The sequence below is a fragment of the Brevibacillus sp. NPDC003359 genome, from assembly GCF_042878995.1.
Classification (GTDB): Bacteria; Bacillota; Bacilli; order Brevibacillales; family Brevibacillaceae; genus Brevibacillus.
This window is the reverse complement of sequence record NZ_JBIAOR010000015.1, coordinates 1-26,126: the sequence shown is the minus strand read 5'-3', so window position 1 is coordinate 26,126 and position 26,126 is coordinate 1. Positions and strand designations below refer to the sequence as shown.

Genomic DNA, 26,126 nt, shown 5'->3' with positions numbered 1-26,126 from the left:
GAAAATCAGCTCCTATATTCGAATCGTTCAAGCCGTACCGGTACTTACCAAGAATCATATGCTATCATTAGTTATTAGTAAAAATGAAAGTTCTGAAGAGTAACTTCAGGATTTCTGATAATAAACATGCGGGCAAGGGGGAGACTCATGGAGATTCGCCAATTTCAAACCTTTAAGGCAGTCGTTGATTTCAACAGCTTTACGAAGGCGGCGCAAGCACTGCAATATTCCCAGGCAACGATTACATCCCATATTCAGCAGCTGGAAGAAGGAATGGGTGTCCCTCTGTTTGATCGACTGGGGAAGAAAATTCAGTTGACCGCCTATGGCCGCGAGCTGTACACGTATGTCGAGGAGCTGCTGGCCTCCTATGCGAAGATCAAGGATATATCGGCGAATGAGCAATCACTGCAAGGTGAGTTACGTATCGGAGCCTCGGAGACGCTTACGATCTATAGGTTGGGTGACATATTGTCCAAGTACAGAGCGAGCTACCCGGGCGTAAATATTTCATTTGTGATGGATGACTGTATTCGCCTGCGGGAAAAGCTGCATGACGGTCTATTGGATATCGTGATCACGCTGGAGCCGAAGCTCGATGATCCGAATCTGGTAGTGGAGCAGTTCTCTACGGAACGGCTTGTTTTTATCGGGGGGCGCGATCATTCCTATAAAAAAATAGAGGATGCCGGCGAAGAATGTATGATCTTCAGCGGAGAGCACTGTGCTCTGCGGCGTTTTTTTCAACGATTCTTGGAAAAAAGGGAGATCAAGCCGAAGCACCACTTGGAGTTCTCCAGTATGGAAGCGATCAAGCAGAGTGTCGTGAACGGGCTAGGCGTGAGCTTGATGCCGTACATTAGCGTGGAAGCCTTGTTGCGTGAGAAAAAGGTGAAAATGATAGCGTGCGAGGAAGAGCTGTTGTTCTATGCGCAAATTGCCTACCATAAAAACAAGTGGCTCTCACGGGCGCATAAGAAGTTTATTGATTTCATGCTGGAAAGTCGCGATATCGGGTAATGAGGCAACCAACCAGTCTGTTTTGGTCTAGAACCAAGCAGGCTGGTTTTATTTTCGGAAAATTCGAGAAGCTGTTTGACATTCGTTTTTCTTCAATGATAAGATCAAAATGAAAGTAAACGAAAGGTTAACATAACAAAACGAAATCCATAATATTTTGATCGTAAGGAAGTGAGAGATATGCTGGCAGCCGAACGGCACAGCAAGATACTGGAACAGTTGAAATTCGAGCAAAGCGTAACTGTAAGCCAGTTGAGCCTGGCGCTCGATGTGTCTGAAGTAACGATCCGCAAAGATTTGATCAAGCTCGAAAACGATGGACTGCTGACGCGCATTCACGGGGGAGCAACGATTACGAATTTCCTACCTCTGGAGCGCAGCTTCACAGAAAAGCTGGCAGAGAGAAGCGAAGAGAAGCAGGCGATTGCCTATCAGGCGCTGTCCCACATTCAGCCGGGAGACACGGTCATCCTCGGAGCAGGGACGACGATGATGGAACTCGCCAAGCTACTGCGCGGGATGAATGATCTGACTGTCGTCACAAATGCGGTCAACATCGCAATGGAGCTGAACAGTCAAGGCAAGCATCACGTCATTTTGATCGGCGGGGAGATGCGCCACAAATCGTTTGCTCTCGTTGGTTCAGTAGCGGCGGAAAATTTGCGTGGCTTGTCAGTCTTCAAATGCTTTATCGGTGCAGATGGTGTTCATCCGGAAAACGGATTGACGACATTGAATCTGGCAGAAGCGCAAATCAATCAGGTCATGATGGAACGCGCAAGAAAGGTGTACGTGCTGGCTGATCACAGCAAGTTTGGGGAGACGCATTTAGCCAAATTCGCTGGTCTCTCGGATGTCGATCGGATTATCACGGACGCGGCGGCGCAGTCTTTTGCCAGTAAGTATGCGGAGCTGGGCATCAATCTGGAGCTGGCGAGCATGCAGGGCGTGTCCATCTGAGCCAAGTGAAAAGGAGGAATAGATATGGCGTTGGTATCATCGACACAGATGCTCCGCGAGGCAAGGGCGCAAGGATATTGCGTGGGGGCATTCAACGTACACACGATGGAAATGCTCCAGGCGGTAGTGGAGGCGGCATCTGAAGCAAACGCTCCGCTTATTTTGCAGACGACCGTCGGAACGGTACGGCATCTCGGACCTGAATATGTGGCGGCAATCGCCCGGGTAGCAGCACAGCAAGCCCGGGTGCCGATCGCCCTGCATCTGGATCATTGTCATGAGGAAGAATTGATCGTGCGTTGCATCGAAGCGGGTTATACATCGGTCATGATCGACGCGTCGATGCATCCTTTTGCGGAAAATGCAGAGATGACGCGACGAGTAGTGGCATTGGCCCAAAAGCATGGCGTCAATGTGGAGGCAGAGCTGGGCAAGGTAGGAGGCGTCGAGGACGATCTCGTCGTGGACGAAGCAGATGTTGCGCTCGCTGATCCAGCCGAGTGTGAACGATTTATCGAGTTGACGGGTGTCGATACGTTGGCCCCCGCCATTGGTACGGCTCACGGAATTTATAAGGGAGAACCGCGCATCGATTTTGCTCGTATTGAAGAGATTGCCCGACGGGTCTCTGTACCGCTTGTCTTGCATGGTGGTTCAGGAATTCCCGAGGAGCAAGTGAAGCGAGCCGTCAAGCTCGGCATGGCGAAGATGAACGTAGCGACAGAGCTGCGAATCGCTTTCTCGCAAGCGATCAAGGGTGTATTTGACCATAATCCGCAGGAAAACGATCCGCGTATCTATATGAAACGAGCGAAACAAGCGGTAAAAGAGGTCGCACTGGCCAAGATGGAGATGTGTGGTTGTATGGATAAGGCGGTAGGACGGTAACGAAAAACGAAGATAGCGAAGAAAGGGACGATTTTACATGCGTATCAATTTGGATGATGCGAAAAAATTGCGTGAACTGGATACGATTTTGGCACTGCAAGATACGGAAAGCTATGATGAACAGTTTCAAGAAGGTCTAAAATTATCTGATTCTTTAGATGTGTCAAATATTTCTGCTAAAATTAAAAATATTGTGGTTCTAGGAACCGGGGGCGGCTCCGCTGCGAGCGTCAATCTGATCAAGTCGTATTTGTTTGATGAACTGCAAGTTCCCCTCCAGTTGAATCAAGGTTACACCATCCCGGCTTTTGTAGATGCGGAAACACTCGTTATCGTTGTCAGCCATTCAGGTAATACGGAGGAAGTCGTTAGCGGATACGAAGTGTCGATCGCCAAAGGGGCACAGGTGGTAGTCATTACAGCGGGCGGCAAAGTATTGGAAATGGCACGTGAAAACGGTCATGCCTGCTTGGTCGTACCTGGTGGAATGATGCCGCGTATTGTGCTCGGGTACATTTTCCTGCCGATCCTCGCCATTTTGACCAAGCTCGGGTTGGTTTCTGACAAGCGTGCTGAGGTCGAGGAAACGATCGCGCTGTTCCAAACCTTGAAGCATACGTACGGGACCGATTCCCCGATCAATCGAAACGAAGCGAAACAAATCGCAATGGAAATGGATGGTCTAATCCCTGTCGTGTACGGAACCCTGCCGTTATTCGACGCTCCTGCATGGCGCTGGAAAAACCAGCTGGGTGAAAACAGCAAGCTGATGGCATTTTGGAACGCGATACCGAGTCTGCACCACGACGAAGCTGTGGGCTGGGATTCACCTGCTGCCCTATTGAAAGGCGTTCACTTTACGCTTATCCGTGATCAGGAGGACAGCGAGAAGACGACACAGCGTGTGGAGATTAGCGCAGACATTTTGCGTGAGCGAGCAGGTGCAGTGAGAGTGGTTCATTCGCAAGGTGTATCCAGAATGGCCCGACTGTTTTCCATCGTGTACTTGGCAGACTTCGTGTCGTTGTATGCAGCTTTGATTCGTGGGGTTGATCCGACACCTGTAGATGTGATCAATTTGTTCAAACAAAAAATGGGGCAGCCGCTCGTTAGTGTGCAGGTGAGATAGCATGCTCGTAACGGTTACGCTGAATGCGGCCATCGACAAGACGTATCGCCTCTCTCATTTTCGTGCAGGGGAACTGCATCGGACACGGGATGTACTTAGCTTGCCGGGCGGAAAAGGCATCAACGTGGCACGAGTAGCCAAAACGTTAGGGCAGGAAGTGGTTGCAAGCGGTTTTGTTGCTGGTCATAACGGCAGGTTTATCGCGGAAGGCTGTGTACGCGAGGGGATCGCGACCTCATTTATTGAAGTCAATGGGGAGTCCCGCTTGTGCCTCGCCTTTCTCGACGAGCAGGAAAAGACAGTGACGGAAGTGTTGGAGCCGGGACCTGCATTAGGTGAAGAGGAGTTGAACCTTTTGCAGGAACGGTTGGTATTGCTGGGAAGTACGGCACAGTTCGTAGTGTTTTCCGGGAGCTTGCCTGCCGGATTGCCCGCAAATGCCTACGCGACTCTGATTAGAGCCGTTGCCCAAACAGGAGCGAAATGTGTGCTGGATACGAGCGGTCAAGCGCTGCTCGAAGCCTTACGTGAAGCACCTTACTTAATCAAGCCGAATCAACCGGAGACAGAAGCACTCCTCGGCTTTTCGTTGGATAGCGAAGAAGCGCGGTGCAGGGCTGTACGTGAGCTGCATGTACGCGGAGCGCGACATGTTCTTCTCTCACTCGGGGAAGAAGGCGCGTTGTTTGGAGACGGGAGTCAGATCTGGCGTATTGCAGCCAGTTCGCTACCAGCTAATGAAGTCAAAAATACGGTTGGCTGTGGTGATTCCATGCTGGCTGGTGTTCTAGTCGGGCGAATGCGCGACCTAAACTGGCCCGATGCGATTCAGCTCGGGATGGCATGTGGCGCAGCAAATACACTGTCGTTTGGGGCTGGCATGGTCACGACAGAAGATGTTCAGAGAATGTTGCGCCAACCGATGCCCGTAGAGCAGCTTGGGTAATAGAAGCACATGGAAGGGAGAAGCACATGCGCCATGTAATCGGACTGGATGTAGGGGGTACCACGATGAAGGGGGCGGTCATGGACGAAAATGGCCGTATTCTCATCCGTGCTACAAAAGAAACCAAGGTGCATAACAATTTGCCGCTCCTTCTTGAGCGAATGGCAGCCATGATCGGTGAGCTACGGGCCAAGTCGCTTGTTCACATAGAGTCAGTGGGAATCGGATTTCCCGGACCTTTTGATGCGGAGAACGGCATCTCTGTGCACTCGCCCAACTTTCATTTGCATCAGGCAGATCTGCGAACCCCTCTGGCGAAGCTGGTTGAGCTACCGCTGTTTTTTGACAATGATCTGCGGACAGCTACGCTCGGTGAAGCCGTATTCGGCGCAGGACGCGGTATTAGCCATCTCGTTTTCGTGCCCCTTGGTACGGGGGTCGGTGCAGGAATCATAAATGAGGGCAAGCTCGTTCGCGGTGGTAACGGATTTGCGGGGGAGATCGGTCATGTTCGTTTCCCCGGGCTTACTGCTCCATGCAATTGCGGCAAAATTGGTTGTGTCGAGACCGTTGCATCTGCAACAGGCATTGCGCGAGTAGCTCGTGAGCGACTGGATAAAGAACGTAATGCCAACCCGTTGGGGGCAAAAGCATCGCAGCTGTTTACTCTCTGTGATGGTGACATCGCAAAAATAACGGCTGAGCAGGTGGCGACGGCGGTCGGAAAAGGTGACCCGTTAGCCATCGAGGCATGGAACGAGGCGTGCGAAGTAATTGGCTGGGCCCTCTCCGTGCTGATCAACATCTGTAACCCACAGCTGGTGGTAATTGGCGGAGGGGTCTGTCGTGCCGGGGAGCTTCTGCTGGCGCCAGTCCAAGCGAGCATGGGACGCTATGCGATGGATGTCGTTCATGAAAAGACGAGGATTGTTTTGGCCGAGCTCGGGGCAGATGCAGGTATTCTCGGTGCTGGTGCGTTGGCCTTACTCGCAATGAACGAAGGAAGCAAGACTGTGAAAATGTAAACAAAGGAGTGTACATAGATGAGCAAACCGTATGACTGGGCGAATCACCAGCTGCTGGAGCGAAATCGCTTGGCAGCGCGGGCTTACTTTTTGTCTTACCCGGAAGTAGCGGGAGCATTAACGTATGAGAGAGGCGCGACTCCGTGGTTTCAATTGTTGAATGGGCATTGGCAGTTCGCTTATGTGCAATCCCCGCAGCTTGTTCCAGAGAATTTTTTTGCAAGCGACTATGACGCGTCCGATTGGAGCCGGATTCAGGTACCGGGGCATTGGCAGCTACAAGGCTACGGCAAACCGCATTACACGGACTTGTACTATCCGTTTCCTGTCGACCCGCCGCATGTTCCTTCTGATAACCCGACAGGCTGCTATTTGCGAGAGTTTACGATATCGCCTGACTGGCAGCAGCATCAGGTGATTTTGCGATTTGAAGGGGTGGACAGCGCCTTTCATGTGTGGCTAAACGGAAAAGAAGTCGGTTATAGCCAAGGAAGTCGTCTGCCATCCGAGTTTGATGTGACTGAACTTTTGCAGGAAGGCACTAATCGTCTGGCTGTACAGGTGTACCAGTGGTCAGATGGTACGTACGTCGAAGATCAGGACATGTGGTACTTGAGCGGTATTTTCCGCGATGTTTCCCTCATCGCGAGACCGAAGCTGCATATGCGAGATGTGGCTGTCGTGACGGAATTGGATGATGAATTCCGCAATGGCGTGCTACGCGTACGTGTACATGTGGAAAATAGTGCGGCAGCCAGTTATGACGGAGTGCATGTGACATTACAGCTACTGGATCAAGCATTCTCGCCTGTAGCATCTACGCTTCGGGCAGGAGCTGGCCAGCTAACGGCGGGACAGGAGGCGGTAGTAGAGCTGGAGCTTCCTGTGCAGGAGCCGCAAAAATGGTCCGCGGAAGAGCCGAACCTGTATCATCTGTTGCTAACAATTGGGCATGAGACAGGTGAAAAGACAGAGGTCATCCCGATTCGCGTTGGCTTCCGACGTATCGAAGTAAAAGGGAACAACTTCTTCGTCAACGGCGTGGCAATACGTCTGAACGGGGTAAACCGACACGATCACCATCCAGACCTCGGTCGAGCTGTCCCATTTGAGACGATGCGCGAAGATGTCCTCATGATGAAGCGCTACAACATCAACGCAGTACGTACCGCCCATTACCCGAACGACCCACGCTTTTATGATCTGTGCGACCAGTACGGTCTGTATGTGATGGATGAAACAGACTTGGAGACACATGGCTTTCAGTTGACCGGCAATATCAGTCAGCTGAGCGACGATCCAGAGTGGGAGCAGACCTACGTAGAACGCATGCAGCGCATGGTGGAGCGGGACAAAAATCATCCGTCGATCATCATGTGGTCGCTTGGCAACGAGTCCGGCTTCGGCTGCAATTTCCGGGCGATGGCCGCATGGTGTCGTCAAGCGGACCCGACCAGACTCATTCATTATGAAGAAGATCGGGAAGCAGAGGTATGCGACGTATTCAGCACCATGTACTCCTCGATAGAAAAAATGATGCAGCACGGTGAAAATGAACATCTGCAAAAGCCGCATATCATGTGCGAATATGCGCATGCCATGGGAAATGGACCTGGCGGGTTGCGCGACTATGCCAATGTGTTTGACAAGTATCCACGCTTGCAGGGTGGCTTTGTATGGGAGTGGATTGACCACGGCTTGCGTCAATATACGCCGGATGGGCGAGAGTATTTTGCTTACGGGGGAGACTTCGGAGACTACCCGACGAATGGCAACTTCGTCATCGATGGACTGATTCGTCCAGATCGTACGCCATCGCCAGGGCTGCTCGAATACAAAAAAGTGATTGAGCCGATTGTCGTCGAAGCGACTGATTTGGAAAGCGGACTCGTTACCATTGTGAACCGTTATGATTTCCGCACGCTTGATCATGTGAGAATGGTTTGGAGTATAGCGGCAGACGGACAGGTGTTACAGAGCGGAACGTTGTCGCTGCCACATACAGCAGCAGGAAGTCGCACGATTGTAGCGGTTCCGTATACCTTGCCTGCGCAGGTGCAGGTTCGAACCGACTACTGGATGACGCTCTCCTTTGTGCTTGCCCATGATGAGAGCTGGGTGCAGGCTGGACATGAGTTGGCGTGGGCACAATTTGCCTTGCCAGTGACCGCTGCGCAACAGGTAACGGTAGCTCCCCATCAACCCGTATATGGCAAAGTCGATACAACCGAAACGAAAACGGACGTGACCTTTACAGGAGCGGACTTCCAATTTGTTTTTGACAAAGTGAACGGTGTGCCAGCAAGCTGGGTATTTGCGGGCAAGGAACTGTTGGTGGCAGGACCGCGCCTTACGTTTTGGCGAGCGCCGATTGACAATGACATGTATGTAGTCGAAGAGTGGCGCAAGGTGTATCTGGATCGTTTGCAAACGCGGGTTGAGCACGTATCTGTTGGACAGGAGAGCGAGGATCGGGCAGTGATCACTTGCGACGTGCGAATTGCTCCCCCTGTATACGATTGGGCGTTCACGTGCCGTTATACGTACACGGTGTTTGGAAACGGCGAAGTGCTGGTAGATGTACAAGGCACACCAAAAGGCACGCCGCCAGCCATGCTGCCACGAATCGGCTTGAAGCTATTGGTCGCCAAAGACATGGAGCGTGTCTCGTGGTACGGTCGTGGCCCGGGAGAGGCGTACATCGATAGTAAGGAAGCCAATCGCATCGGGGTGTATCACGCGAGCGTGGATGAGCTGTACACGCCGTACGTTTTCCCGCAGGAAAATGGCAATCGCACGGACGTCAAATGGATGTCGATCACAGATCAGCGAGGCATTGGACTTTTCGCGATTGGTCAACCGACCTTGGAATTTAGCGCACTTCACTATGATACGGATGATCTGGAGCAAGCGAAGCACACGACAGATCTCGTAAAAAGAGAGTATGTCACCCTGCATCTCGATTATCGACAAAACGGGTTGGGTAGCAATAGCTGCGGACCTAAGCAATCGGAGCAGCATGCCTTGCGTCCAGAGGAGTTTTTCTTCCAGATGAGGTTAACACCTTTTTCGAAGGATACGATTTCTCCGGTTCAGTTGTATAAGCGGAATTTGTGTGACTAACCAATGATTGTTCTCGAAGACATCGCCGAAACGTTGTACAATTTAGTTGAATATTGAATAGTGCAACTAATCAAAATCCGGTGGTGGTTTTGTCAGATGAAGTCATGGTCGCTCTTTCCGCGCAGAAGCATTCATGCCAAACTTCTTGCTTTTATGCTCATTGCAGCCATTATCCCGTTAATTACTTTGGGGAGTATGGCGTATTGGAAGTCGTCGATGGTCGTCCGCGAGCAATTCAGCACGTCAGGCGAGTATATCGCTACACAGCTGCAAATCCAGATCGACAACTACCTGAGCCAAATGAGATACATGGCCTACGACATCAACACGTACGTGTCTGACCCGACGTTGGTCGTCATGCGGGAGGAACAGCCGAAGACCTATACAGGCTTCCTGGAACAAAAAAACTTCGAGCGATACCTAGGGGCGCACCGCAACCTTGATACCAAAGGCATTTTTATCGTGACGCCCTCCGGTTATTTTTTCGGGGAAAACGTAATCAATGGACAGGATCTGATGCGGGAATGGTGGTGGAAGGGACTGCCCGCCAAGCTGGATGAGGAGCGATGGATTGGGTTTTACACACCGCGGCATTACGTCGGATTTCAGGATGAGGCAGAGCTGCGGAATCAGGAGAAGGTGCTTGGTCTCGTCGTTCCCGTTCTCAGCGGTTATGGCGTGTTGAAGGATAGCCGGATTTTGATCGAGATGAAAGCAGGCAAGCTGTTTCAGTTGTTTTCGCAGCTGGAAGAGGACATGAGTGCGTATGTGACCATTACAGCCAAAAATGGCGAACTGATTTACCAGACGGCGGGTACGTTTGTCCAGCAGGAGAGCGATGTCGTCTGGAACAAGCCGCTGGAGTCCAACAACTGGATGATTCAGGTGCGCTTGCCGTACGAGCAAATGAACCGCTCTGCGGAAGTGATGCAATCCTTTTTTATCGCAGCGCTGATTCTATCGGCAGTGCTGGCACTTCTTTTGGCTTATTTATTTTCCAGACGGATTACAGGCAAAATCAAACGACTTCAAGAAACGATGCGGCTGGTAGGAACCGGCGAGTTGCAAACGCGCGCAGAGGTAGACACAGAAGACGAGCTGGGGCGGCTAGGGGTGAGCTTCAACCAAATGGTGAGGCGGATTCAGACGCTAATCGCCGAGGTGAGTCGAACCGAGCAGTTGAAAAAGGAAGCAGAGCTGCGAGCCGTTCACTACCAGATCAACCCACATCTGTTGTTCAATACACTCAATTCGATTCAGTGGAAAGCAAGATTATCTGGCTCAAATGAAATCGGCAATATGCTCTATCATCTCATCAAGGTGCTAGAAGGAAACCTCGACATCACGCAGGAACTCGTCCCGCTGGAAAAGGAACTGCAAACGGTTAAGCATTTTCTGGAAATCCAAAAGCTGCGGTATGGGCATGTTTTTCAATATGAACAGACGGGAGTAGAGGATTGCAGTCGCTATTTGATTCCGCGAATGACGCTTCAACCGCTTTTGGAAAATATATTTTTCCACGCATTCGAAGACGGACAAGGAACGATCCGGATCAGTGTCAGTGAAAAAGAAGGGCTTGTGAAGCTGCTGTTGCAAGATGACGGTGCAGGAATTGTGCCGGAGCGATTGGCCAAGCTTCTCGATCCTGATCTGAAGCGTTCCAGCAAACGAGGACTCGGCGTGTACAACGTTGATCAGAAGTTCAAGCTTCATTTCCGTATGGAGCACGGCATGAAGATTTCATCTGTCAGAGGAGAAGGAACCACAATTCAAATCACATGGCCGAAAAGGGAGGAAATTCCTGATGAACATCAAGGTAATGATTGTGGATGACGAAGTGCTTGTGCGAAAAGGACTGAAAGCAATGGTGCCGTGGAGTCACTACGGGATGGAAGTGGTAGCGGATGCACCGAATGGTCGCAAAGGCTGGGAGGCTTTCTTACAAATACAGCCCGAGTTGGTGATTACGGACATCGTCATGCCGGAAATGGATGGGCTGGAGCTGTGCAAGCGAGTGAAGGAGCACGCTCCACAAACAAAGGTGCTTCTGCTCAGTTGTCATCGCGATTTTTCTTTTGCCCAGCAGGGAATCGCTCTCGGGGTGTCGGGATATTTGCTGAAGACCGAGTTCCAGGATGAGGAATGGGGTACGTTGTTGGACAAGATGAAGTCTGAGCTGGCAGGCGAGAGCGCGCGACCTGAAAAAAATCGGGAACGTCCTGATGAATGGAAGCGGGAATTCGGTGCGTGGTTGACTGGCTTGAGCCGTGATTTCGAGCAAAGCTTGTCTACCTTCCTGCAATCACACTGGTCGTGGATGAACGACCCTATGCGTATATGGCTCTTGGAAGGAATGGGCAGTGCAAGCTGCGAGGAGCAGGAGCGGGCATGGATTACACGGGAGCTGGACAGCCAATGGGAGTGGATCGTATGTGGCGATATCCGCTTTTTGCTGACTCCCGCAAGTGCTGGCAGGCAGGTAGAATCATTGCTCGTGGAGTGGAAGCTGGCTGGGAAGGTGACGAGCTGGGAGACAACAAGCCCGTTTTCTGGACTCGAACCGTGGATTCAGACGGTACGGATGCTCTACCAGCGTACCGAGCGGGCGCGCAAGTACGGCGTCAATCAAGACCCGTGGCAGGAACCAATCAAGCAGGCTGTTCATTACGCACTTGATCGTCTGGATACGCCATTGACGGTCAGTGAAGTAGCTTCACAGGTGGGACTGAGCCGCAGTCATTTTAGCGTGATGTTCAAAAAAGGAGTGGGCGAGAGCTTTGGCGAGTTTCTCGACAAGCGCAGGGTAAAAATGGCCCGAGCGATGCTGGATGAAACAGCTTTGTCCATTCAGGAGGTAGCCGAGCGAGTCGGTCTTCCTGACGCCAAATACTTCAGTAAATGGTTCAAAAAATGTACAGGGATGACCCCGAGCCACTATCGTTTCAAACAAAAGGAGGAGTCCAGTCGAACAATCGTCCACTCCACCGCGCAAACCTGAACGAATCGGAAAAAAGGAAACAAATTCACACACTATTGCGAACAGTTAGCGGTTTCACCGTTTTTTTTCCTTCATTAAAATAAAGGGAAATGAGGGGTAAAACTAGGGGGGATCACAGATGAAAAAGGTTGCGTCAAAATGGATGGCAGCAGGCATGGCACTTCTTTTAGCCGTCGCAGCTGGTTGTTCACAAGCCCAGCCCACAGGAACAGACGGTACGTCGAGTAACACAGGTACGACAACGCCAGCATCGTCTGATAAAAAGGAAACGGTTACATTGCGTTTCGCGACATGGGACACGGACCAAATGCTGAAGATCCAACAAGATATCGCGAAACAATTCGAACAGAAAAATCCGGGTGTGAAGGTACAAGTCGAGGCATATGCAGATGGATTTGATCAGAAGCTGGTAGCGGCATTCGGAGCGAAAAACCCGCCCGATGTCATGTACATGTGGGATTTCCCAACGTACAACGCTTCGCTCGAGCCACTAGATGAGTATGTAAAGAAGGACCCATCCGTGGCAATCGACGACTTTTACCAAGGCCTCTTAAACTATAATCGATTCGATGGAAAATTGTTCGGTCTCCCAGCGGGCTTCTCGACGCGGGTCGTATTCTACAACAAAAAGCTGTTTAACGAAGCAAATGTACCGCTTCCGACAGACGACTGGACATGGGATGATTTCAAATCGGCAGCTAAACAGCTGACCGTTCGTGACAAGAAGCAGTACGGATTCGCTGTTCGTTCTGAGCCGGATACGTATGATTTGCAGCAGTTCGTGTGGAGCAATGGCAGCAGCTTCATAAGCCCTGACGGAAAAACAATCGAAGGCTACATGAACAGCAAGGAAACGGCAGAAGCCCTGCAAATTTTCAGTGATTTGACGAAAGATAAGAGCGCTTTGCTCGTCGGTGGCAAAAACCAGCAGAGCGGGAACGACTTGTTCAAAGCTGGCAAGCTCGCGATGTATGACAACGGCGTATGGTCGCTAGAGTCGTACAAGAAGGCGAATGTCGATTTTGGTACGGTCGTGATGCCGCAATTCCCTGGCAAGCCTGGTAAGGGTGTCATCGGAACATCCTCTGTATCGATCGCCAAGGATTCCAAAAACAAAGAACTGGCTTGGGAGTTTTTGAAGTTCTTCGTTTCCAGTGATGCGATCAAGATGCGTACATCTGACTTGCCTGTGCGTATTAGTGTCGTACAAGAGAAGAAGCTCGATCAGGACGCGCTCTACGCTCCGTTCTATAAGACGTTGGAGCAATCGACTGACACACCAGCATTCCTGTTGAATCCACACTGGAACGAAATCAACCGGAACCTTTCCGCAGCAGTCAATGCAATCATGATGGGACAAAATGCCGAGGAATTGCTGAACAAGGCAGTAAAAGACTCCCAGAAATTCTTGAAATAACGGGAAGGGGTCAGGGAATTGAATACAGAGAGTGTTGTGACACATAAACAGCCTGCCATGACCGTTCAACCGAAAAAACTCAAGGGAAGGGCGTTTCTTACGCCCTATCTTTTTATCTTGCCTTGGATTCTCGGCTTCCTCGCCTTTACGCTGGGACCGATGATATTTTCGCTAGTCATGAGCTTTTTTGATTGGCCTGTCGTTGGTGAGGTTACGTTCGTCGGTCTGGACAACTACGTCAATATGTTTACGGATGATCCTTTGTTTTGGCAATCGCTCTGGGTCACGATTAAATTCGCGTTGTTATTTGTACCGTTGAATTTGTTCATCGCGTTGTTTTTGGCCATGATGCTGAATCAGAAGGTAAAAGGCAGTGGGTTTTTCCGTACGGTGTTTTACTTGCCGAGTGTGATTTCCGGTGTGGCGCTGGCGATGATTTGGGCATGGGTATATGACGGAGAGTACGGGATTTTCAACTATTTGCTCAGTTTGGTTGGGATTACAGGTCCTGACTGGCTGAATGATACGTCGTGGGCGCTCGTGGCTATGGTCATTGCAAGTCTGTGGGGCCAAGGCTCGATGGTATTGATTTTCCTGGCTGGGCTCAAAAGCATTCCAGAGAGCTTGTATGAAGCGGCTTCGATTGACGGGGCAGGGACGGTACAGAAGTTTTTCCGCATTACACTGCCGATGGTGAGCCCAACGATTTTGTTTAACCTGATTATGACGATCATCAGTGCGTTCCAGCAGTTGAGTCTCGCGCTTCTGTTGACAGGCGGTGGACCGTTGCAGTCTACGTATTTCTATGCCATGTACGCATACGACAACGCCTTCAAATACTTCAAGATGGGATATGCTTCGGCGAACTCCTGGTTTATGTTTGTGATCATTTTGGTATTGACCTTCCTCGTATTTAAAACGTCCGGCAAATGGGTGTACTACGAGGGCGACAACCGCAGGGGAGGGGAAGAAGCTTGATACGCAAAACGATCGCTTATGCGAGCTTGATCCTTTTCTCTTTCTTGTTTCTCGCACCGTTTTACTGGATGATCTCTACTGCACTCAAGTCAGACGATGAGATTTTGCAGTATCCACCAAAATGGATTCCAGATGTGCTCCATTGGGAGAACTTCGGGAATGCGTGGATGTCGCAGCCGTTTAATCTGTATTTGGAAAACTCACTGACGGTGACGATCTTGACGACAATTGGCCAGTTGATATCGTCTTCGTTGGTCGCGTACGGCTTCGCCCGGTTCACGTTTAAAGGGAGAGACTTTCTGTTCATGGTCGTACTCGCTACGATGATGATCCCGTGGGAAGTGACGATGATCCCGTTGTATATGGAGTTCAACTACCTTGGCTGGATCAACACGCTCAAGACGTTGATTGTCCCTTCGTTCTTCGGATCAGCATTTTATATTTTCCTCATGAGACAGTTTATTTTGACCATTCCGCGTGAGCTGGATGAAGCGGCGCGTATCGATGGTGCTGGTTCGTTTCAGATTTACGCTCGGATTATTATGCCGTTGATGATGCCTGCCCTGATTTTGGTGAGTGTCTTCAACATCTTGGGCACCTGGAACGACTATCTGGGTCCACTCATTTTCTTGAATGACCAAAGCCAGTACACGTTGACGCTGGGCTTGGCGCAGTTTAAAGGGATGTATGAAGTAGAGGCTACCGGGCTGATGGCGGTAACGTTCCTGATCTCGATTCCGCCGTTACTTCTCTTCTTCCTAGCACAACGATATATCGTAGATAATTCAGCCGGAGTTGCAATCAAGTAAGTGAGGAGGGAGCCACAGTGGGAAATCGGGCGAAGTGGGAAGGCTGGGCATGGTCATTTCATCAATTTGGAGAGCGACTGCTGCGGATGGCGGCAGCGCACCTCATGTGGGTGATGTGCACGCTGGTGGGAGGGATCATCTTTGGAATCTTCCCGGCAACAGCGGCTTTGCACGACGTACTTAGCGGCAAGTGGAATGACCGTGGGCTTCCGTCCGCTTTCTGGCATGCTTTTCGCCACTACTTCTGGAGGAGCCAATGGCTTGGCGCAGGGATGGTGCTAACGGGGGCAATCCTGTGGGTCGATGTGGTGTTTTTCCTTCGTATGGGCACGTTGTGGGGGCTTTCGATTGCTGCCGTTTTTGCGGGGATCGGATTCTTGCATGCGGCTACCTCTTGCCACGCTTTTTCCCTGCTTGTTCGGGAGGATGCAGACGTGAAGCGGACGCTCAAGCAGTCGTTTTGGCTGGTTGCGGCTTTTCCGTTGCATTCGCTCGTAACGATGGGAGGCTTGTTCCTTCTCTTGATTCTCTTGCTAGCGATTCCTGTTTTACCGATCTTGTTGGGAGCGAGTCTGCCTGTCTGGTGGATGAACGCCCGAATGAGTCGTCTTTTGGAAAAGCGCGATCGTAAAATATCGACCAAGCAACCTCGAGGTGAGACATATGCAGTTTGATCTAGGAATGGTTCCTTTTAGCCGATACGGTTCGTACCTCGTACTCTCGCGACTGGGTAACGCCCAGCGAGCAGAAGGACTTTATTTGCGCAATATTCGTGGAGGAGATAACCACGATGGGGCGATTTTTCGAATAGAAATGGTAGCCGATGGTGTGGCGATTCCATTTGAGACGGAGGCTACGCCAACCTTGCTACGTCTTTACGGGGATGAAGGCGAAGTGAAGCTGTGCATGAGCGAGCCTCAGCTAGTGCAGGTGCGTGGTCAAGGCGTTGGTTTGCGCCTGGTGCTGGAATCGACGGCAGCAGATTATGCGATTCAAGCAGGAGCTGGATGCTGGGAAATCAATCACTTTTCCACGGAAATTCGCTTGCGAGTGACTCCGCTTGCTGGAACGCTCGCGGTAAACCCTACGAAGGCATCGCGTGAAGAGCAAGTGGGCGTAACCTTTCTTCCCGACGAGGAAACTGGTGTACTGGAAGGCGTATTGGAGGAGTTCCACACGGTATGGAAGGAACGCAGCTACCCTGCCTTTGCCGAAGGATGGGGACAGGTAAAAAAAGAGTACGACGAGTGGCTGGAACGGACACTTTCTGTATCTGAGGAGCATCGCGAAGGCTTGAGTGAAGCGCGAGAACTCGCGGCGTACATCACTTGGTCTTGTGTGGTGAGACCAGAAGGCTATCTGCCACGGTCCGCGATGTACATGTCGAAAAACTGGATGACAAATATCTGGAGCTGGGATCATTGCTTCAATGCGATGGCACTGACGCGAGCAAATTTGCCGCTGGCGTGGGATCAGCTCATGATCTTTATCGACAGGCAGGATGAAAGTGGTGTCTTCCCTGATTTTATTAATGATCGGTATGCGTTGTGGAACTGCTGCAAGCCTCCGATTCACGGTTGGACGCTGCGCTGGATGCTGGATCGGAACGACGCGATTACAAACAAGATGCTGGAAGAGGTGTACGAGCCGCTTTGTCGCTGGACCGATTGGTGGTTCCGTTACCGCGATGATGATCGGGACGGGATTCCGCAGTACAATCACGGCTATGACTGCGGCTGGGACAACAGCACGATTTTCCTCGATGGGACGCCGATTGAAAGCCCGGACCTGCCTGCGTATTTGATTCTGCAAATGGATGTGTTGGCGGATTTGGCCAGCAGGCTGGGTCGTCACGAAGAGGCAGCTATCTGGCAGGAAAAGTCGGAAACGACACTGCAACGACTGCTTGCCAAGCACTGGAACGGCGAGCATTTCTACGCGACCAAATCCGGTAGTGATCAGCCTACTCAAGGAGACAGCTTGATCCGCTATATGCCTCTGGTGCTTGGTGAAAAGCTGCCAAAAGACATTCGGGCCAAACTGATTGCTGACTTGCAGGAGCGGTTTTTGACAGAGAATGGACTGGCTACAGAGAGTCCAACCAGCTCGTTCTACCGCGCTGATGGCTATTGGTTAGGACCGATCTGGGCACCAGTGACGATGCTCGTAGTCGATGGATTACGGCGAGCAGGCGAAGTAGAGTTTTCTCAGGAGATTGCCAGACGTTTTTGCCGAATGGCAGCCCGCAGTGGAATGGCGGAAAATTTCGATGCACTAACAGGCGATGGACTGAGGGATCGGGCATTTACATGGACGTCCAGTGTGTTTTTGATGCTGGCTAATGAGTATGTGTAGGGGAATTTCATAGAGAAAAACAAACGGGCATGATGGATGACGAATCGATCATGCCCGTTGCTTGTTTTGTTTTACAACACTTTACTGAGAAACGCCTTGGTTCTTTCTTGCTGAGGATTGTCAAAAATCTCGGCAGGCTTGCCTTCCTCTACGATATATCCGCCATCCATGAAAATCACGCGATCGGCTACTTCACGAGCAAATCCCATCTCATGCGTGACCACGACCATCGTCATTCCTTCTTTGGCCAAATCTTTCATTACCTGCAGAACTTCCCCTACCATTTCCGGGTCGAGTGCGGAGGTAGGCTCGTCGAAGAGCATGATGTGAGGGTCCATGGCGAGTGCACGGGTGATTGCAACGCGCTGTTGTTGACCGCCTGACAGCCGATCTGGATACACGTCTCGCTTGTCCGCCAAATCTACTTTTTTCAGCAATTGCATAGCCTTCTGCTCATTTTGCTGACGCTCTGAGCTTTTGACGTGCTTAGGTGCGAGCATAATGTTTTCTAAAACAGTGAGATGCGGGAATAGATTGAACCGTTGAAAGACCATGCCGACACGCTCGCGCAGCTTGTTAATGTCCACCTTGGGTGAGGTAACCTCTACGCCCTCAATGGTGATCTTGCCAGATGTCACCTCTTCTAACTGGTTCAGGCAACGCAGAAACGTACTTTTTCCTGAACCGGAGGGACCGATGACACAGACGACTTCACGCTCTTCAACGGTAGTCGAGATGTCTTTGAGTACTTCCAACGAGCCAAAGCTCTTTTTTAAATTCTCCACATGAATCATTTTGCGAACCTCCTCTCAAGGGAACGAGATAGCAGACTGAGGATGTAAATCATCAGGAAATAGAAGACCGCTACTACTGCCCAAATTTCAAACGAGCGGAAGTTGCCAGAGATGATAATCTCACCACTGTTCATCAGTTCTCGAATACCGATAACGGTTAGGAGTGAGGTGTCTTTTAACGTCACGATAAACTGATTGACGAATGCCGGGATCATGCGGCGGACAGCTTGGGGCAAGATAACCAGGCGCATAGCTTTTCCGTGCGTGAGTCCCAGAGAACGGGCTGCTTCCATCTGTCCTTTATCGATCGAGAGTATTCCACCACGGAAAATTTCCGCCAAGTAGGCTCCGGCATTGAGGCTGAGTGCAAGGATACCTGCGGTCGTTTCCGGAATTTTGATATCAAGAACAGGCGGCAATCCAAAATAAATAAAGAAGATTTGAACCAACAGCGGTGTACCGCGGAGAACGTCAACGTAAGCGGTTGCAATGCCGCGAAGCACTTTGGACCGGCTTGTGCTCATCAAGCCAAAAAGTAATCCGATTAAGAGAGCAAAAAACAGGGAAATGACCGTTATTTTTAGCGTGACCACAGAGCCTTGGGCCAAGACAGGAAGCGCATCGACAATGACATCCCAACTACTGCTCATTTGGACAACTCCATTCATTCTGAGGTGAAAAAAAGGCGCGTCTCGCGCCTTTATTATTTGGTGCTCAAGTAGGTGTTGATGATTTCATCGTATTTCCCGTTCTCTTTCAGCTTCTTCAGACCGGAGTTGAGTTTGTCTTGCAGCTCTTTATTGCCTTTTAAAACCGCGATGCCGTAGTGGTCACCATTGAGACGGTCGCCTACAATTTTTAGCTTGGAAGCAGGGTCTACCGCAATTTTATAAGAGATAACAGGATAATCCTCGATGGTCACATCAGCGTTGCCGTTTTGAACCTCTTGGAACATGGAAGGGCTATCGTCGAAGTATTTGACAGTCGCTCCGTACTTTTTCCCGAGCTCATCAGCAAAGGTCGCACCAGTCGTGCCTTTTTTGATAGCGATTGTTTTGCCAGCCAAATCTGCCTCTCCATTGATCGTTGTGTTGTCCTCACGTACGACCAGGGAAAGACCTGCTTGATAGTAAGGTTCAGAGAAATCTAAAATTTCCTTGCGCTTATCCGTGATGCTGATCCCTGCAATGGCACCGTCTAATTGCTTCGCTTGAACAGCCGGAATGATTCCTTTGAAGTCCATTGGTTTAATTTCTACCTCAAAGCCTTCTTCTTTGGCGATGGCATTGATTAGGTCGATGTCAATTCCCACGTATTTTCCGTCTTTTACAAACTCAAAGGGTGGGTATGTTGCATCTGTACCAATAACGTACTTCTTGGCACCCGACTGCCCAGATGTTGAGGAAGCTTGATCCGTGCCACTGCCACATGCACTTACCGTGAGTGCTAACAAACTAGAAACGACTGCAAGCATTAGTTTTTTCATAAATTACCCCCAAGTATATTTATGATAGATATGATATGGACATGAATATATTAATATAGAAAAGTCGGTAAAGTCAAAACAAACTGAAAGTAATTAATATCCATAATTGTATGAACGATATCATGGTGCAATCACAGAAAAGTTTTTTCATACCTGCTATAATGGTAGCAAATGTATAAAAGGGATGGGAAAAACGATGAAGCAGATCACCATATTGATCGCAGACGATGAAGCGGAGATTGCTGAGCTCGTTGCTTTGCATGTGAAAAAAGAAGGTTACCACACAATCATCGCAGCGGATGGAAAGGCAGCACTCCAAGCTGTGCAGACGCATTCAATTGATTTGGCGATCCTCGATATTATGATGCCTGGGTTGGATGGCTATGAGGTCACCAGGCTCATTCGTGAACAGCACAATATGCCGATTATCTTTTTGAGTGCCAAGACGTCCGATCTGGATAAAATCTCGGGATTGGTGATGGGCGCGGATGATTATATGACCAAGCCATTCAATCCAATGGAATTGGTCGCCCGTGTGAATGCCCAGCTGCGACGTTTTAAGCAGCTGAATCAACCAGCAGTAGCAGTAGCGAGTAACAAGGTATTAGAGGCAGGTGGACTTGTCATTTACCCTGAGCAGCGAACCGTGAACTTGTACGGAGAAACGATTGAGTTAACGCCGAAAGAGTTTGATATTCTCTACCTGTTGGCCAGCTATCCGAAGAAGGTGTTTAGTGCAGATAATATTTTCCAGCAGGTGTGGGGCGAAGCGTACTATGAAGGCTGCAATACGGTCATGGTGCACATTCGCACTTTACGAAAGAAGCTGGGCGAAGAAAAAACCAAAAACAAGTGGATCAAAACGGTCTGGGGCGTGGGGTATTCCTTTAATGGCTAAGATGATACGAAGCTTTCGGTTCCAAATAGTCAAGCTTCTGGGCCTAAGTCTGCTTCTATCCGGTGCGGTTACCTATGTGATCTTTAAAGTGCTACAGCTTTACTATCGAACAACTGTCAGGTTTGAAAGCTTGTTAACACCGATTCGCTATTTTATGCGAGAAATAGGGGACATTTACTTCTTTCTGATTATTTTTGTTCCACTAGCCATACTGTTTTTCTTCTTGCTAACCAAACGGTATGCCACCTATTTTCAGGAGATTTCCAGAGGGATTCATCATCTTGCGAATGGTGACTTTACCCATCATGTTCAAATACCGTCGAACGATGAGTTCGGGGATATTGCCAAGGACATCAATCTGGCGGGTGAAAAATTGCAGGAAGCTGTACAACGAGGAGATTTTGCCGAAAGCAGCAAGGATCAGCTGGTTTTGAATCTAGCGCATGACCTGCGGACGCCGCTGACTTCTGTTTTAGGGTATTTGGACATCATTTTGCGGGACGAGCAGTTGACGGTGCAACAAGCCAGGCATTACACGACTATTGCTTTTACCAAGTCGCAGCGTTTGGAAAAGCTGATCGATGAGCTCTTCGAAATTACGAGAATGAACTACGGCATGCTCACCATCCAACAGAACCTGATTGACCTGAGTGAATTACTCATGCAGTTAAACGAGGAGCTATATCCTTCCTTGGAGAAAAATCAGTTGGAAACCAGAATGAATGTGACCTCACGTTTGACGATTATCGGAGACGGAGAACTTCTGGCACGCGTTTTCGAGAATATCATGACCAATGCCATCCGGTATGGACAAGATGGCCAGTTTGTTGATATCAACGGTTTTTTGGAGCGTGATGAGGTCGTTGTGCAGGTGATTAATTATGGCAACGAGATTCCCCCGGAAGATCTGCCGCATCTTTTCGAGATGTTTTACACGGGAGACAAGGCACGCGCTCATCAAAACGGAGGCACAGGTCTTGGGTTATTTATCGCCAAAAATATTGTCGAGGGCCATGAAGGGACGATTTCTGCTCAGAGCAATTTGATCCGCACCGTTTTTGAAATACGTTTGCCTTACGAATAGACTACCTCACTTTATAAAAATTTAAGTTTTACCCCACTTTTTCTTTTAACAGTTTTCCTTATCCTGATCGGGTGACGAGCCAGGGTGGAACCTGCAAAGGGAAAAGTGGGTTTTTTTTATTGGCCAAGGGTTATCGGAGCGTAAAAGTTTTGTGGGAGGTAAGGGAATGAAAAAGCGATTGTGGATCTGGCTGAGTGTGGGCGTGCTTGTGGCTGGGTTTGGCGGCTATGCGGCTTCTTCGGGCGAAAAGAAGAATGGTGTTCCTGTGATGTTATCAACGGTGGTAACGGCCGATTTGCAAAGCACCATTTTGACGTCGGGCATTGTGAAAGTTCGAAATGAACATACCTTGTTCGCTAACTATGCAGGCGATCTGCGGAATTTCTCCATCAAGGAGGGAGACAAAGTGACCAAAGGGCAGGTGATCGGCAATATCGACATGTCTGATGTCAGCAATGAAATCATAGATATCGAGGCGCAAATCGCCATTCAGGAAGCGAATATCGCAAGGCTCTCCAAAGGTGTGGAGCCCGAGGAAGTCACGAAAATGCAGGAGCAGCTTGCCCAGAATGAACGCGAGTATCAAACGGCATTGAAGGACTTTCAACGCACGCAATCGCTGTTTACTGCTGGCGTGTCTACTCAACAGGCTGTAGAGCAGGCGAAGCAAAAGCTGCAAACAGCGGAATCAAGCGTGAAGGTCGCCAAGCAAGATTTGCTCTTGAAGCAAAAAGGGCCAGACAAGGCAGAGATTCGCTCCTACGAGGCGCAAATTCAAAAGCTGAATTTGGAAAAAGCGAAATATGAAAAGCAACGTGTGCAAAGTAGCATCGTGTCTCCGGTTGAAGGAACGGTGCTTTCGATGAAGGTGAAAGAAGGGAAGTACCTAAGTAAAGGCGAGGAAATTCTCACTGTTGGAGATACCAATGATGTTATGGTCGAAGCAGGAGTCGGAGAATCTGATTTGCGTAAAATCAAAATCGGACAGGATGCGGTGGTCTCAGGCATTTCCTTAGGCGGAGAACCGTTGCAAGGCAAGGTGTCGCGCATATCTCCTATAGCTGTAACCAGCAAAGAGCGGGATGGAGAGAATACGAGAGTGCCGGTCGCTGTCGATCTGAATGAGACGAGGGAGTATTTGAAGCCAGGTTTTCATGTGGAGGTGGATATTGTCCTGCAAAAAGCAGCAAACGCCATGCAAGTCCCCATTGAGGCAGTTATGACGGATCAAGATGGATCTTCCTTTGTCTGGGTATCGGAAAATGGCAAAGCAAAGAAGAAAAAAGTGACGACTGGAATTGAAAGTGAGTTGTCCATCCAAATTGAAAGTGGATTGGATGGCAGTGAAGAATTGGTAGCGAATCCGCCGGAAACCTTGCAAGAAAATGAAGCGGTCTTCCAAGCATCTCCCGAAGAGGTTTCGGAGTAAAGGAAGGAGGATACATATGCTGCAAATTGAGGGGTTAACCAAGCAGTACAAGACGGATGAGCTGGAGTTGTTCGCTTTGCAAAATGTCAATATTCACGTGGCTCAAGGTGAATTCGTGGCGATCGTGGGACCTTCTGGTTCTGGAAAATCGACGTTTATGAACATGCTGGGTTGTCTGGATCGGCCAACCTCCGGCTCGTATGTCTTGGATGGAATTGATGTTACGCAGTTGAAGGATAGTGGGCTGGCGCAGGTACGCAATCAAAAAATCGGCTTTGTCTTTCAATCCTTTCATTTGTTGCCACGTGCTACTTCGCTGCGTAATGTAGAGCTGCCGATGATGTATGCGGGCGTCGGCATGACAGAACGCAAAAAAAGAGCGAAAGCGGCGTTGCAGCGTGTCGGACTCGGCCAGCGGATGGATCATAAACCAACGCAGTTGTCCGGCGGTCAAAGACAGCGGGTAGCCATTGCCAGAGCGCTAGTCAACCGGCCAGCCATTTTACTTGCTGACGAGCCGACAGGGAATCTGGACAGTCGTTCCAGCATCGAGATCATGGCGATTTTTCAGGAGCTGCATGCGCAAGGGGTAACGATTCTACTCGTCACGCACGAGGCTGATATCGCCCAGCATGCCGAGCGCGTCATTACGTTTCGAGATGGTCATATCATCCGAGATGAACGAGTGGAAAAGCGCTTGTTTGCTACTGCGTCCGAAGAGGTGATCCTCACGTGAATTTACTCGAAAGCTTTCGTACGGCTCTGGAAGGGATTGGGACAAATAAGCTCCGAGCTACCTTGACGATGTCTGGGATCATCATCGGAATCATGTCTGTCATTGCCGTGATTACACTAGGGAACGGCAGTCAACAGGCCTATACCGATCAGTTGGAGAAGCTGGGTGCTACGAATTTCAGCGTTTATTTTGGCTGGGACCCTGAGCAAGGAAGTAAACTTACTGATTTGACAGTGGAGGATGCTTATGCACTTCTCCAACAATCGCCCTACATTGAAGAGGCAGTGCCGTTCGCCTCTTATTTCGGAACGATTCGTGGCCCGAAAAAGGGGAAGGACGCCAGTATACAAGGAACAAATGAGGATTTGTTAAAGGTCCAACCCAACTTGAAAATAGTTGCAGGCAGATATTTTACTGCGAAGGAAGTAAGAGAGGGGAGGCCCGTTATCGTTTTAACTGAAAAGTTAGCGGCTGGGCTTTTCGGAGGTGAAGACCCGCTTGGCAAGCGTTTGACTTATGATACAGCATCGGCCGTCGTCATTGGCGTGGTAAGGGAAGACAAGCTGATGTTTGACAATGGTCGATCTGAGGGTGCCTATATGCCAATTACCTATCTGCAAAATGTGACCGGGTTGAAGATAGTTCATACGATTACTGTAAAAGCCAAGTCGAAGGAAACGATGGAAGCAGCCAAGAAGCAGACAGAGAAGTATTTAAACCGCAGGCACGATCGCGAAAACTACTACCAAATCGATAGTATCGAGAATGCACTGGGTGAGATGGATTCCTTTTCCGGCACGCTTACCACGATCTTTAGTGTCGCTGCCGGGATTGCGCTGTTTGTCGGTGGGATTGGCGTCATGAACATCATGCTCGTATCTGTCACGGAGCGGACGCGGGAAATCGGCATTCGCAAGGCGTTAGGGGCGCGTTACGGAGATATTATGCTGCAGTTTTTGATCGAATCGATGATCGTCTGCCTGATTGGTGGAACGATTGGGATTCTGCTCGGCATCGGGACAGCCATGTTTGCCTCGCAATATGTCGATGTGCCGCCGCTATTATCGTGGGAAAGTATCGTAATCGCCTTCGGGTTCTCCAGTGCCATCGGTATTTTCTTTGGGCTCTACCCGGCTCACAAGGCGGCGAGGCTCAATCCGATTGATGCGTTGCGATATGAGTGAGGAATGAAAAAGAAATGACTAGCAGATGTCGCTGCTAGTCATTTTTCTATTAGTCATTTTGCTATTAGTCTCGAACCGATTGTAGTGCCGTTGACCAACTAATCACTTGATTTAACATGTCGTTTACATGTGGGATATGCAATTCAGATGGTTTAAAGACTGTGTAATTTTCAAAATCAGTAAATAGATTGAATGCAGGTTGTGTACGAACGTCGGCAACCTGCAATTCCCCTAGGATTCCACGTAAGTGCTCTGCTGCACGAGTTCCGCCTGAGGAACCATAGCTGACGATACCAGCCGCTTTGTTGTACCATTCCTTGCGGGCGAGGTCGAGTGCGTTTTTTAATACCCCTGTGATGCTGTGGTTGTATTCGGCGGTAACGAATACGAATCCATCCAGGCTGGATAGCTTTGCCGCCCATGCGGCTACTGGTTGCTCACCATTCGGATCGCCAAAGAACGGTAAGTGAAAGTCCGCAATATCAACGATTTCATACGCTGCATCTCCTCGTTGATCGGCAACTCCTTTGAGCCACGCACCTACTTGGGGACTGACTCGGCCTGGGCGAGAGCTGCCCAGAATAATCCCGATTGTTAAGCTTGAAGTACTCATGGTTCGTTCCGTTGCCAAAAGATTGTAAAAGTCTACACCTCTTTTGTTTGCTTCCTGCTTCTCTGTGTCTGCTTTGGCCGAAGCTACTCGCATTTGATAAGACACTCCGCAGGCGTAAATTCGGATACAACGAATCCTACAGATTAGCGGTAACTTATTGGGGTTAGCTCGCTAATTTTGCTAGGTTAATAGAAGCGTTTACATCTCTATCTATCTCTAGCCCACAAACACATTTGAATACTCGATCTGAGAGC

24 protein-coding genes are annotated in these 26,126 nt (G+C 49.8%); 19 read left to right on the top strand and 5 right to left on the bottom strand.

The window, feature by feature from the left end:
* The first annotated feature begins 147 nt into the window (after positions 1-147).
* The 14 genes from ACFYU8_RS25450 to ACFYU8_RS25385 all read left to right on the top strand — a co-directional run bounded on the left by ACFYU8_RS25450 (position 148) and on the right by ACFYU8_RS25385 (position 17,648).
* Positions 148-1,020: a LysR family transcriptional regulator gene (locus ACFYU8_RS25450; RefSeq protein ID WP_390305078.1), complete on the top strand. Its 873-nt coding sequence runs from the start codon at positions 148-150 to the stop codon at positions 1,018-1,020.
* 180 nt (positions 1,021-1,200) lie between these two features.
* Positions 1,201-1,980, top strand: coding sequence for a DeoR/GlpR family DNA-binding transcription regulator (locus ACFYU8_RS25445; RefSeq protein WP_390305076.1), 780 nt, complete (start codon positions 1,201-1,203; stop codon positions 1,978-1,980).
* Between the two features lie 24 nt (positions 1,981-2,004).
* Complete coding sequence (locus ACFYU8_RS25440) at positions 2,005-2,868, top strand: class II fructose-bisphosphate aldolase (RefSeq protein WP_390305074.1); 864 nt, start codon at positions 2,005-2,007, stop codon at positions 2,866-2,868.
* A gap of 37 nt (positions 2,869-2,905) precedes the next feature.
* Entirely contained in the window at positions 2,906-3,997 is a 1,092-nt protein-coding gene (locus tag ACFYU8_RS25435) for a bifunctional phosphoglucose/phosphomannose isomerase (RefSeq protein WP_390305072.1), read from the top strand.
* Position 3,998: 1 nt separating this feature from the next.
* Complete coding sequence (gene pfkB, locus ACFYU8_RS25430; RefSeq protein WP_390305069.1) at positions 3,999-4,943, top strand: 1-phosphofructokinase; 945 nt, start codon at positions 3,999-4,001, stop codon at positions 4,941-4,943.
* Between the two features lie 26 nt (positions 4,944-4,969).
* On the top strand, positions 4,970-5,968 hold the full coding sequence (locus ACFYU8_RS25425; RefSeq protein WP_390305067.1) for an ROK family protein: 999 nt from the start codon (positions 4,970-4,972) through the stop codon (positions 5,966-5,968).
* A gap of 18 nt (positions 5,969-5,986) precedes the next feature.
* Positions 5,987-9,091 carry a beta-galactosidase subunit alpha gene (gene ebgA, locus ACFYU8_RS25420; protein ID WP_390305064.1) on the top strand — a complete coding sequence of 1,035 codons (3,105 nt, stop codon included), beginning with the start codon at positions 5,987-5,989 and terminating at the stop codon, positions 9,089-9,091.
* 96 nt (positions 9,092-9,187) lie between these two features.
* The gene (locus ACFYU8_RS25415; RefSeq protein ID WP_390305061.1) at positions 9,188-10,924 is read left to right on the top strand and encodes a cache domain-containing sensor histidine kinase; all 1,737 of its coding nucleotides are present in this window, start codon (positions 9,188-9,190) and stop codon (positions 10,922-10,924) included.
* Positions 10,896-12,089: a response regulator transcription factor gene (locus ACFYU8_RS25410; RefSeq protein WP_390305059.1), complete on the top strand. Its 1,194-nt coding sequence runs from the start codon at positions 10,896-10,898 to the stop codon at positions 12,087-12,089. Before ACFYU8_RS25415 ends, ACFYU8_RS25410 begins: the two co-directional genes overlap by 29 nt.
* 118 nt (positions 12,090-12,207) lie before the next feature.
* Positions 12,208-13,506, top strand: coding sequence for an ABC transporter substrate-binding protein (locus ACFYU8_RS25405; protein ID WP_390305057.1), 1,299 nt, complete (start codon positions 12,208-12,210; stop codon positions 13,504-13,506).
* A 57-nt stretch (positions 13,507-13,563) separates the two neighbouring features.
* Positions 13,564-14,484 carry a carbohydrate ABC transporter permease gene (locus tag ACFYU8_RS25400; RefSeq protein ID WP_390305259.1) on the top strand — a complete coding sequence of 307 codons (921 nt, stop codon included), beginning with the start codon at positions 13,564-13,566 and terminating at the stop codon, positions 14,482-14,484.
* Positions 14,481-15,293 (top strand): carbohydrate ABC transporter permease, encoded by an 813-nt coding sequence (locus ACFYU8_RS25395; RefSeq protein WP_390305055.1) that lies wholly within the window; start codon positions 14,481-14,483, stop codon positions 15,291-15,293. The genes ACFYU8_RS25400 and ACFYU8_RS25395 overlap by 4 nt, the downstream gene beginning before the upstream one ends.
* Positions 15,294-15,310: 17 nt before the next feature.
* Complete coding sequence (locus tag ACFYU8_RS25390; RefSeq protein ID WP_390305053.1) at positions 15,311-15,967, top strand: YesL family protein; 657 nt, start codon at positions 15,311-15,313, stop codon at positions 15,965-15,967.
* A complete protein-coding gene (locus ACFYU8_RS25385; RefSeq protein ID WP_390305051.1) occupies positions 15,957-17,648 on the top strand; it encodes an amylo-alpha-1,6-glucosidase in 1,692 nt (563 codons plus the stop codon). Before ACFYU8_RS25390 ends, ACFYU8_RS25385 begins: the two co-directional genes overlap by 11 nt.
* Before the next feature lie 71 nt (positions 17,649-17,719).
* On the opposite strand, the gene ACFYU8_RS25380 is transcribed toward ACFYU8_RS25385, so the two are convergent.
* The 3 genes from ACFYU8_RS25380 to ACFYU8_RS25370 are packed head-to-tail and all read right to left on the bottom strand — an operon-like array spanning position 17,720 to position 19,928.
* Entirely contained in the window at positions 17,720-18,442 is a 723-nt protein-coding gene (locus ACFYU8_RS25380) for an amino acid ABC transporter ATP-binding protein (RefSeq protein WP_390305049.1), read from the bottom strand.
* Complete coding sequence (locus ACFYU8_RS25375) at positions 18,439-19,092, bottom strand: amino acid ABC transporter permease (protein ID WP_106838523.1); 654 nt, start codon at positions 19,090-19,092, stop codon at positions 18,439-18,441. Before ACFYU8_RS25375 ends, ACFYU8_RS25380 begins: the two co-directional genes overlap by 4 nt.
* Before the next feature lie 53 nt (positions 19,093-19,145).
* Positions 19,146-19,928, bottom strand: a complete 783-nt coding sequence (locus ACFYU8_RS25370; protein ID WP_390305047.1) for a transporter substrate-binding domain-containing protein — start codon at positions 19,926-19,928, stop codon at positions 19,146-19,148.
* A 196-nt stretch (positions 19,929-20,124) separates the two neighbouring features.
* Between ACFYU8_RS25370 and ACFYU8_RS25365 the strand changes: the two genes are divergently transcribed.
* The 5 genes from ACFYU8_RS25365 to ACFYU8_RS25345 all read left to right on the top strand — a co-directional run bounded on the left by ACFYU8_RS25365 (position 20,125) and on the right by ACFYU8_RS25345 (position 25,259).
* Positions 20,125-20,826, top strand: coding sequence for a response regulator transcription factor (locus ACFYU8_RS25365; protein WP_390305044.1), 702 nt, complete (start codon positions 20,125-20,127; stop codon positions 20,824-20,826).
* Positions 20,819-21,910 carry a sensor histidine kinase gene (locus tag ACFYU8_RS25360; RefSeq protein WP_390305042.1) on the top strand — a complete coding sequence of 364 codons (1,092 nt, stop codon included), beginning with the start codon at positions 20,819-20,821 and terminating at the stop codon, positions 21,908-21,910. The genes ACFYU8_RS25365 and ACFYU8_RS25360 overlap by 8 nt, the downstream gene beginning before the upstream one ends.
* Positions 21,911-22,076: 166 nt before the next feature.
* Positions 22,077-23,339 (top strand): efflux RND transporter periplasmic adaptor subunit, encoded by a 1,263-nt coding sequence (locus tag ACFYU8_RS25355; protein ID WP_390305040.1) that lies wholly within the window; start codon positions 22,077-22,079, stop codon positions 23,337-23,339.
* 16 nt (positions 23,340-23,355) lie between these two features.
* Positions 23,356-24,075 carry an ABC transporter ATP-binding protein gene (locus ACFYU8_RS25350; protein ID WP_390305038.1) on the top strand — a complete coding sequence of 240 codons (720 nt, stop codon included), beginning with the start codon at positions 23,356-23,358 and terminating at the stop codon, positions 24,073-24,075.
* A complete protein-coding gene (locus ACFYU8_RS25345; protein WP_390305036.1) occupies positions 24,072-25,259 on the top strand; it encodes an ABC transporter permease in 1,188 nt (395 codons plus the stop codon). The genes ACFYU8_RS25350 and ACFYU8_RS25345 overlap by 4 nt, the downstream gene beginning before the upstream one ends.
* Positions 25,260-25,323: 64 nt before the next feature.
* Here ACFYU8_RS25345 and ACFYU8_RS25340 read toward each other — a convergent pair whose 3' ends face one another.
* Both ACFYU8_RS25340 and ACFYU8_RS25335 read right to left on the bottom strand, forming a co-directional pair.
* Positions 25,324-25,872 (bottom strand): NADPH-dependent FMN reductase, encoded by a 549-nt coding sequence (locus ACFYU8_RS25340; RefSeq protein WP_390305257.1) that lies wholly within the window; start codon positions 25,870-25,872, stop codon positions 25,324-25,326.
* 163 nt (positions 25,873-26,035) lie between these two features.
* A partial coding sequence (locus tag ACFYU8_RS25335; protein WP_390305254.1) for a zinc ribbon domain-containing protein occupies positions 26,036-26,126 on the bottom strand: 91 nt, incomplete at its 5' end.

What these genes read in the sequence shown, in the direction of transcription:
- ACFYU8_RS25380 (WP_390305049.1), bottom strand. Translation starts at nt 18,442, where the DNA reads ATGATTCATGTGGAGAATTTAAAAAAGAGCTTTGGCTCGTTGGAAGTA.
- ebgA (WP_390305064.1), top strand. Translation starts at nt 5,987, where the DNA reads ATGAGCAAACCGTATGACTGGGCGAATCACCAGCTGCTGGAGCGAAAT.
- ACFYU8_RS25415 (WP_390305061.1), top strand. Translation starts at nt 9,188, where the DNA reads ATGAAGTCATGGTCGCTCTTTCCGCGCAGAAGCATTCATGCCAAACTT.
- ACFYU8_RS25440 (WP_390305074.1), top strand. Translation starts at nt 2,005, where the DNA reads ATGGCGTTGGTATCATCGACACAGATGCTCCGCGAGGCAAGGGCGCAA.
- ACFYU8_RS25375 (WP_106838523.1), bottom strand. Translation starts at nt 19,092, where the DNA reads ATGAGCAGTAGTTGGGATGTCATTGTCGATGCGCTTCCTGTCTTGGCC.
- pfkB (WP_390305069.1), top strand. Translation starts at nt 3,999, where the DNA reads ATGCTCGTAACGGTTACGCTGAATGCGGCCATCGACAAGACGTATCGC.
- ACFYU8_RS25355 (WP_390305040.1), top strand. Translation starts at nt 22,077, where the DNA reads ATGAAAAAGCGATTGTGGATCTGGCTGAGTGTGGGCGTGCTTGTGGCT.
- ACFYU8_RS25400 (WP_390305259.1), top strand. Translation starts at nt 13,564, where the DNA reads ATGACCGTTCAACCGAAAAAACTCAAGGGAAGGGCGTTTCTTACGCCC.
- ACFYU8_RS25435 (WP_390305072.1), top strand. Translation starts at nt 2,906, where the DNA reads ATGCGTATCAATTTGGATGATGCGAAAAAATTGCGTGAACTGGATACG.
- ACFYU8_RS25360 (WP_390305042.1), top strand. Translation starts at nt 20,819, where the DNA reads ATGGCTAAGATGATACGAAGCTTTCGGTTCCAAATAGTCAAGCTTCTG.
- ACFYU8_RS25405 (WP_390305057.1), top strand. Translation starts at nt 12,208, where the DNA reads ATGAAAAAGGTTGCGTCAAAATGGATGGCAGCAGGCATGGCACTTCTT.
- ACFYU8_RS25350 (WP_390305038.1), top strand. Translation starts at nt 23,356, where the DNA reads ATGCTGCAAATTGAGGGGTTAACCAAGCAGTACAAGACGGATGAGCTG.
- ACFYU8_RS25425 (WP_390305067.1), top strand. Translation starts at nt 4,970, where the DNA reads ATGCGCCATGTAATCGGACTGGATGTAGGGGGTACCACGATGAAGGGG.
- ACFYU8_RS25365 (WP_390305044.1), top strand. Translation starts at nt 20,125, where the DNA reads ATGAAGCAGATCACCATATTGATCGCAGACGATGAAGCGGAGATTGCT.
- ACFYU8_RS25410 (WP_390305059.1), top strand. Translation starts at nt 10,896, where the DNA reads ATGAACATCAAGGTAATGATTGTGGATGACGAAGTGCTTGTGCGAAAA.
- ACFYU8_RS25370 (WP_390305047.1), bottom strand. Translation starts at nt 19,928, where the DNA reads ATGAAAAAACTAATGCTTGCAGTCGTTTCTAGTTTGTTAGCACTCACG.
- ACFYU8_RS25445 (WP_390305076.1), top strand. Translation starts at nt 1,201, where the DNA reads ATGCTGGCAGCCGAACGGCACAGCAAGATACTGGAACAGTTGAAATTC.
- ACFYU8_RS25450 (WP_390305078.1), top strand. Translation starts at nt 148, where the DNA reads ATGGAGATTCGCCAATTTCAAACCTTTAAGGCAGTCGTTGATTTCAAC.
- ACFYU8_RS25340 (WP_390305257.1), bottom strand. Translation starts at nt 25,872, where the DNA reads ATGAGTACTTCAAGCTTAACAATCGGGATTATTCTGGGCAGCTCTCGC.
- ACFYU8_RS25385 (WP_390305051.1), top strand. Translation starts at nt 15,957, where the DNA reads ATGCAGTTTGATCTAGGAATGGTTCCTTTTAGCCGATACGGTTCGTAC.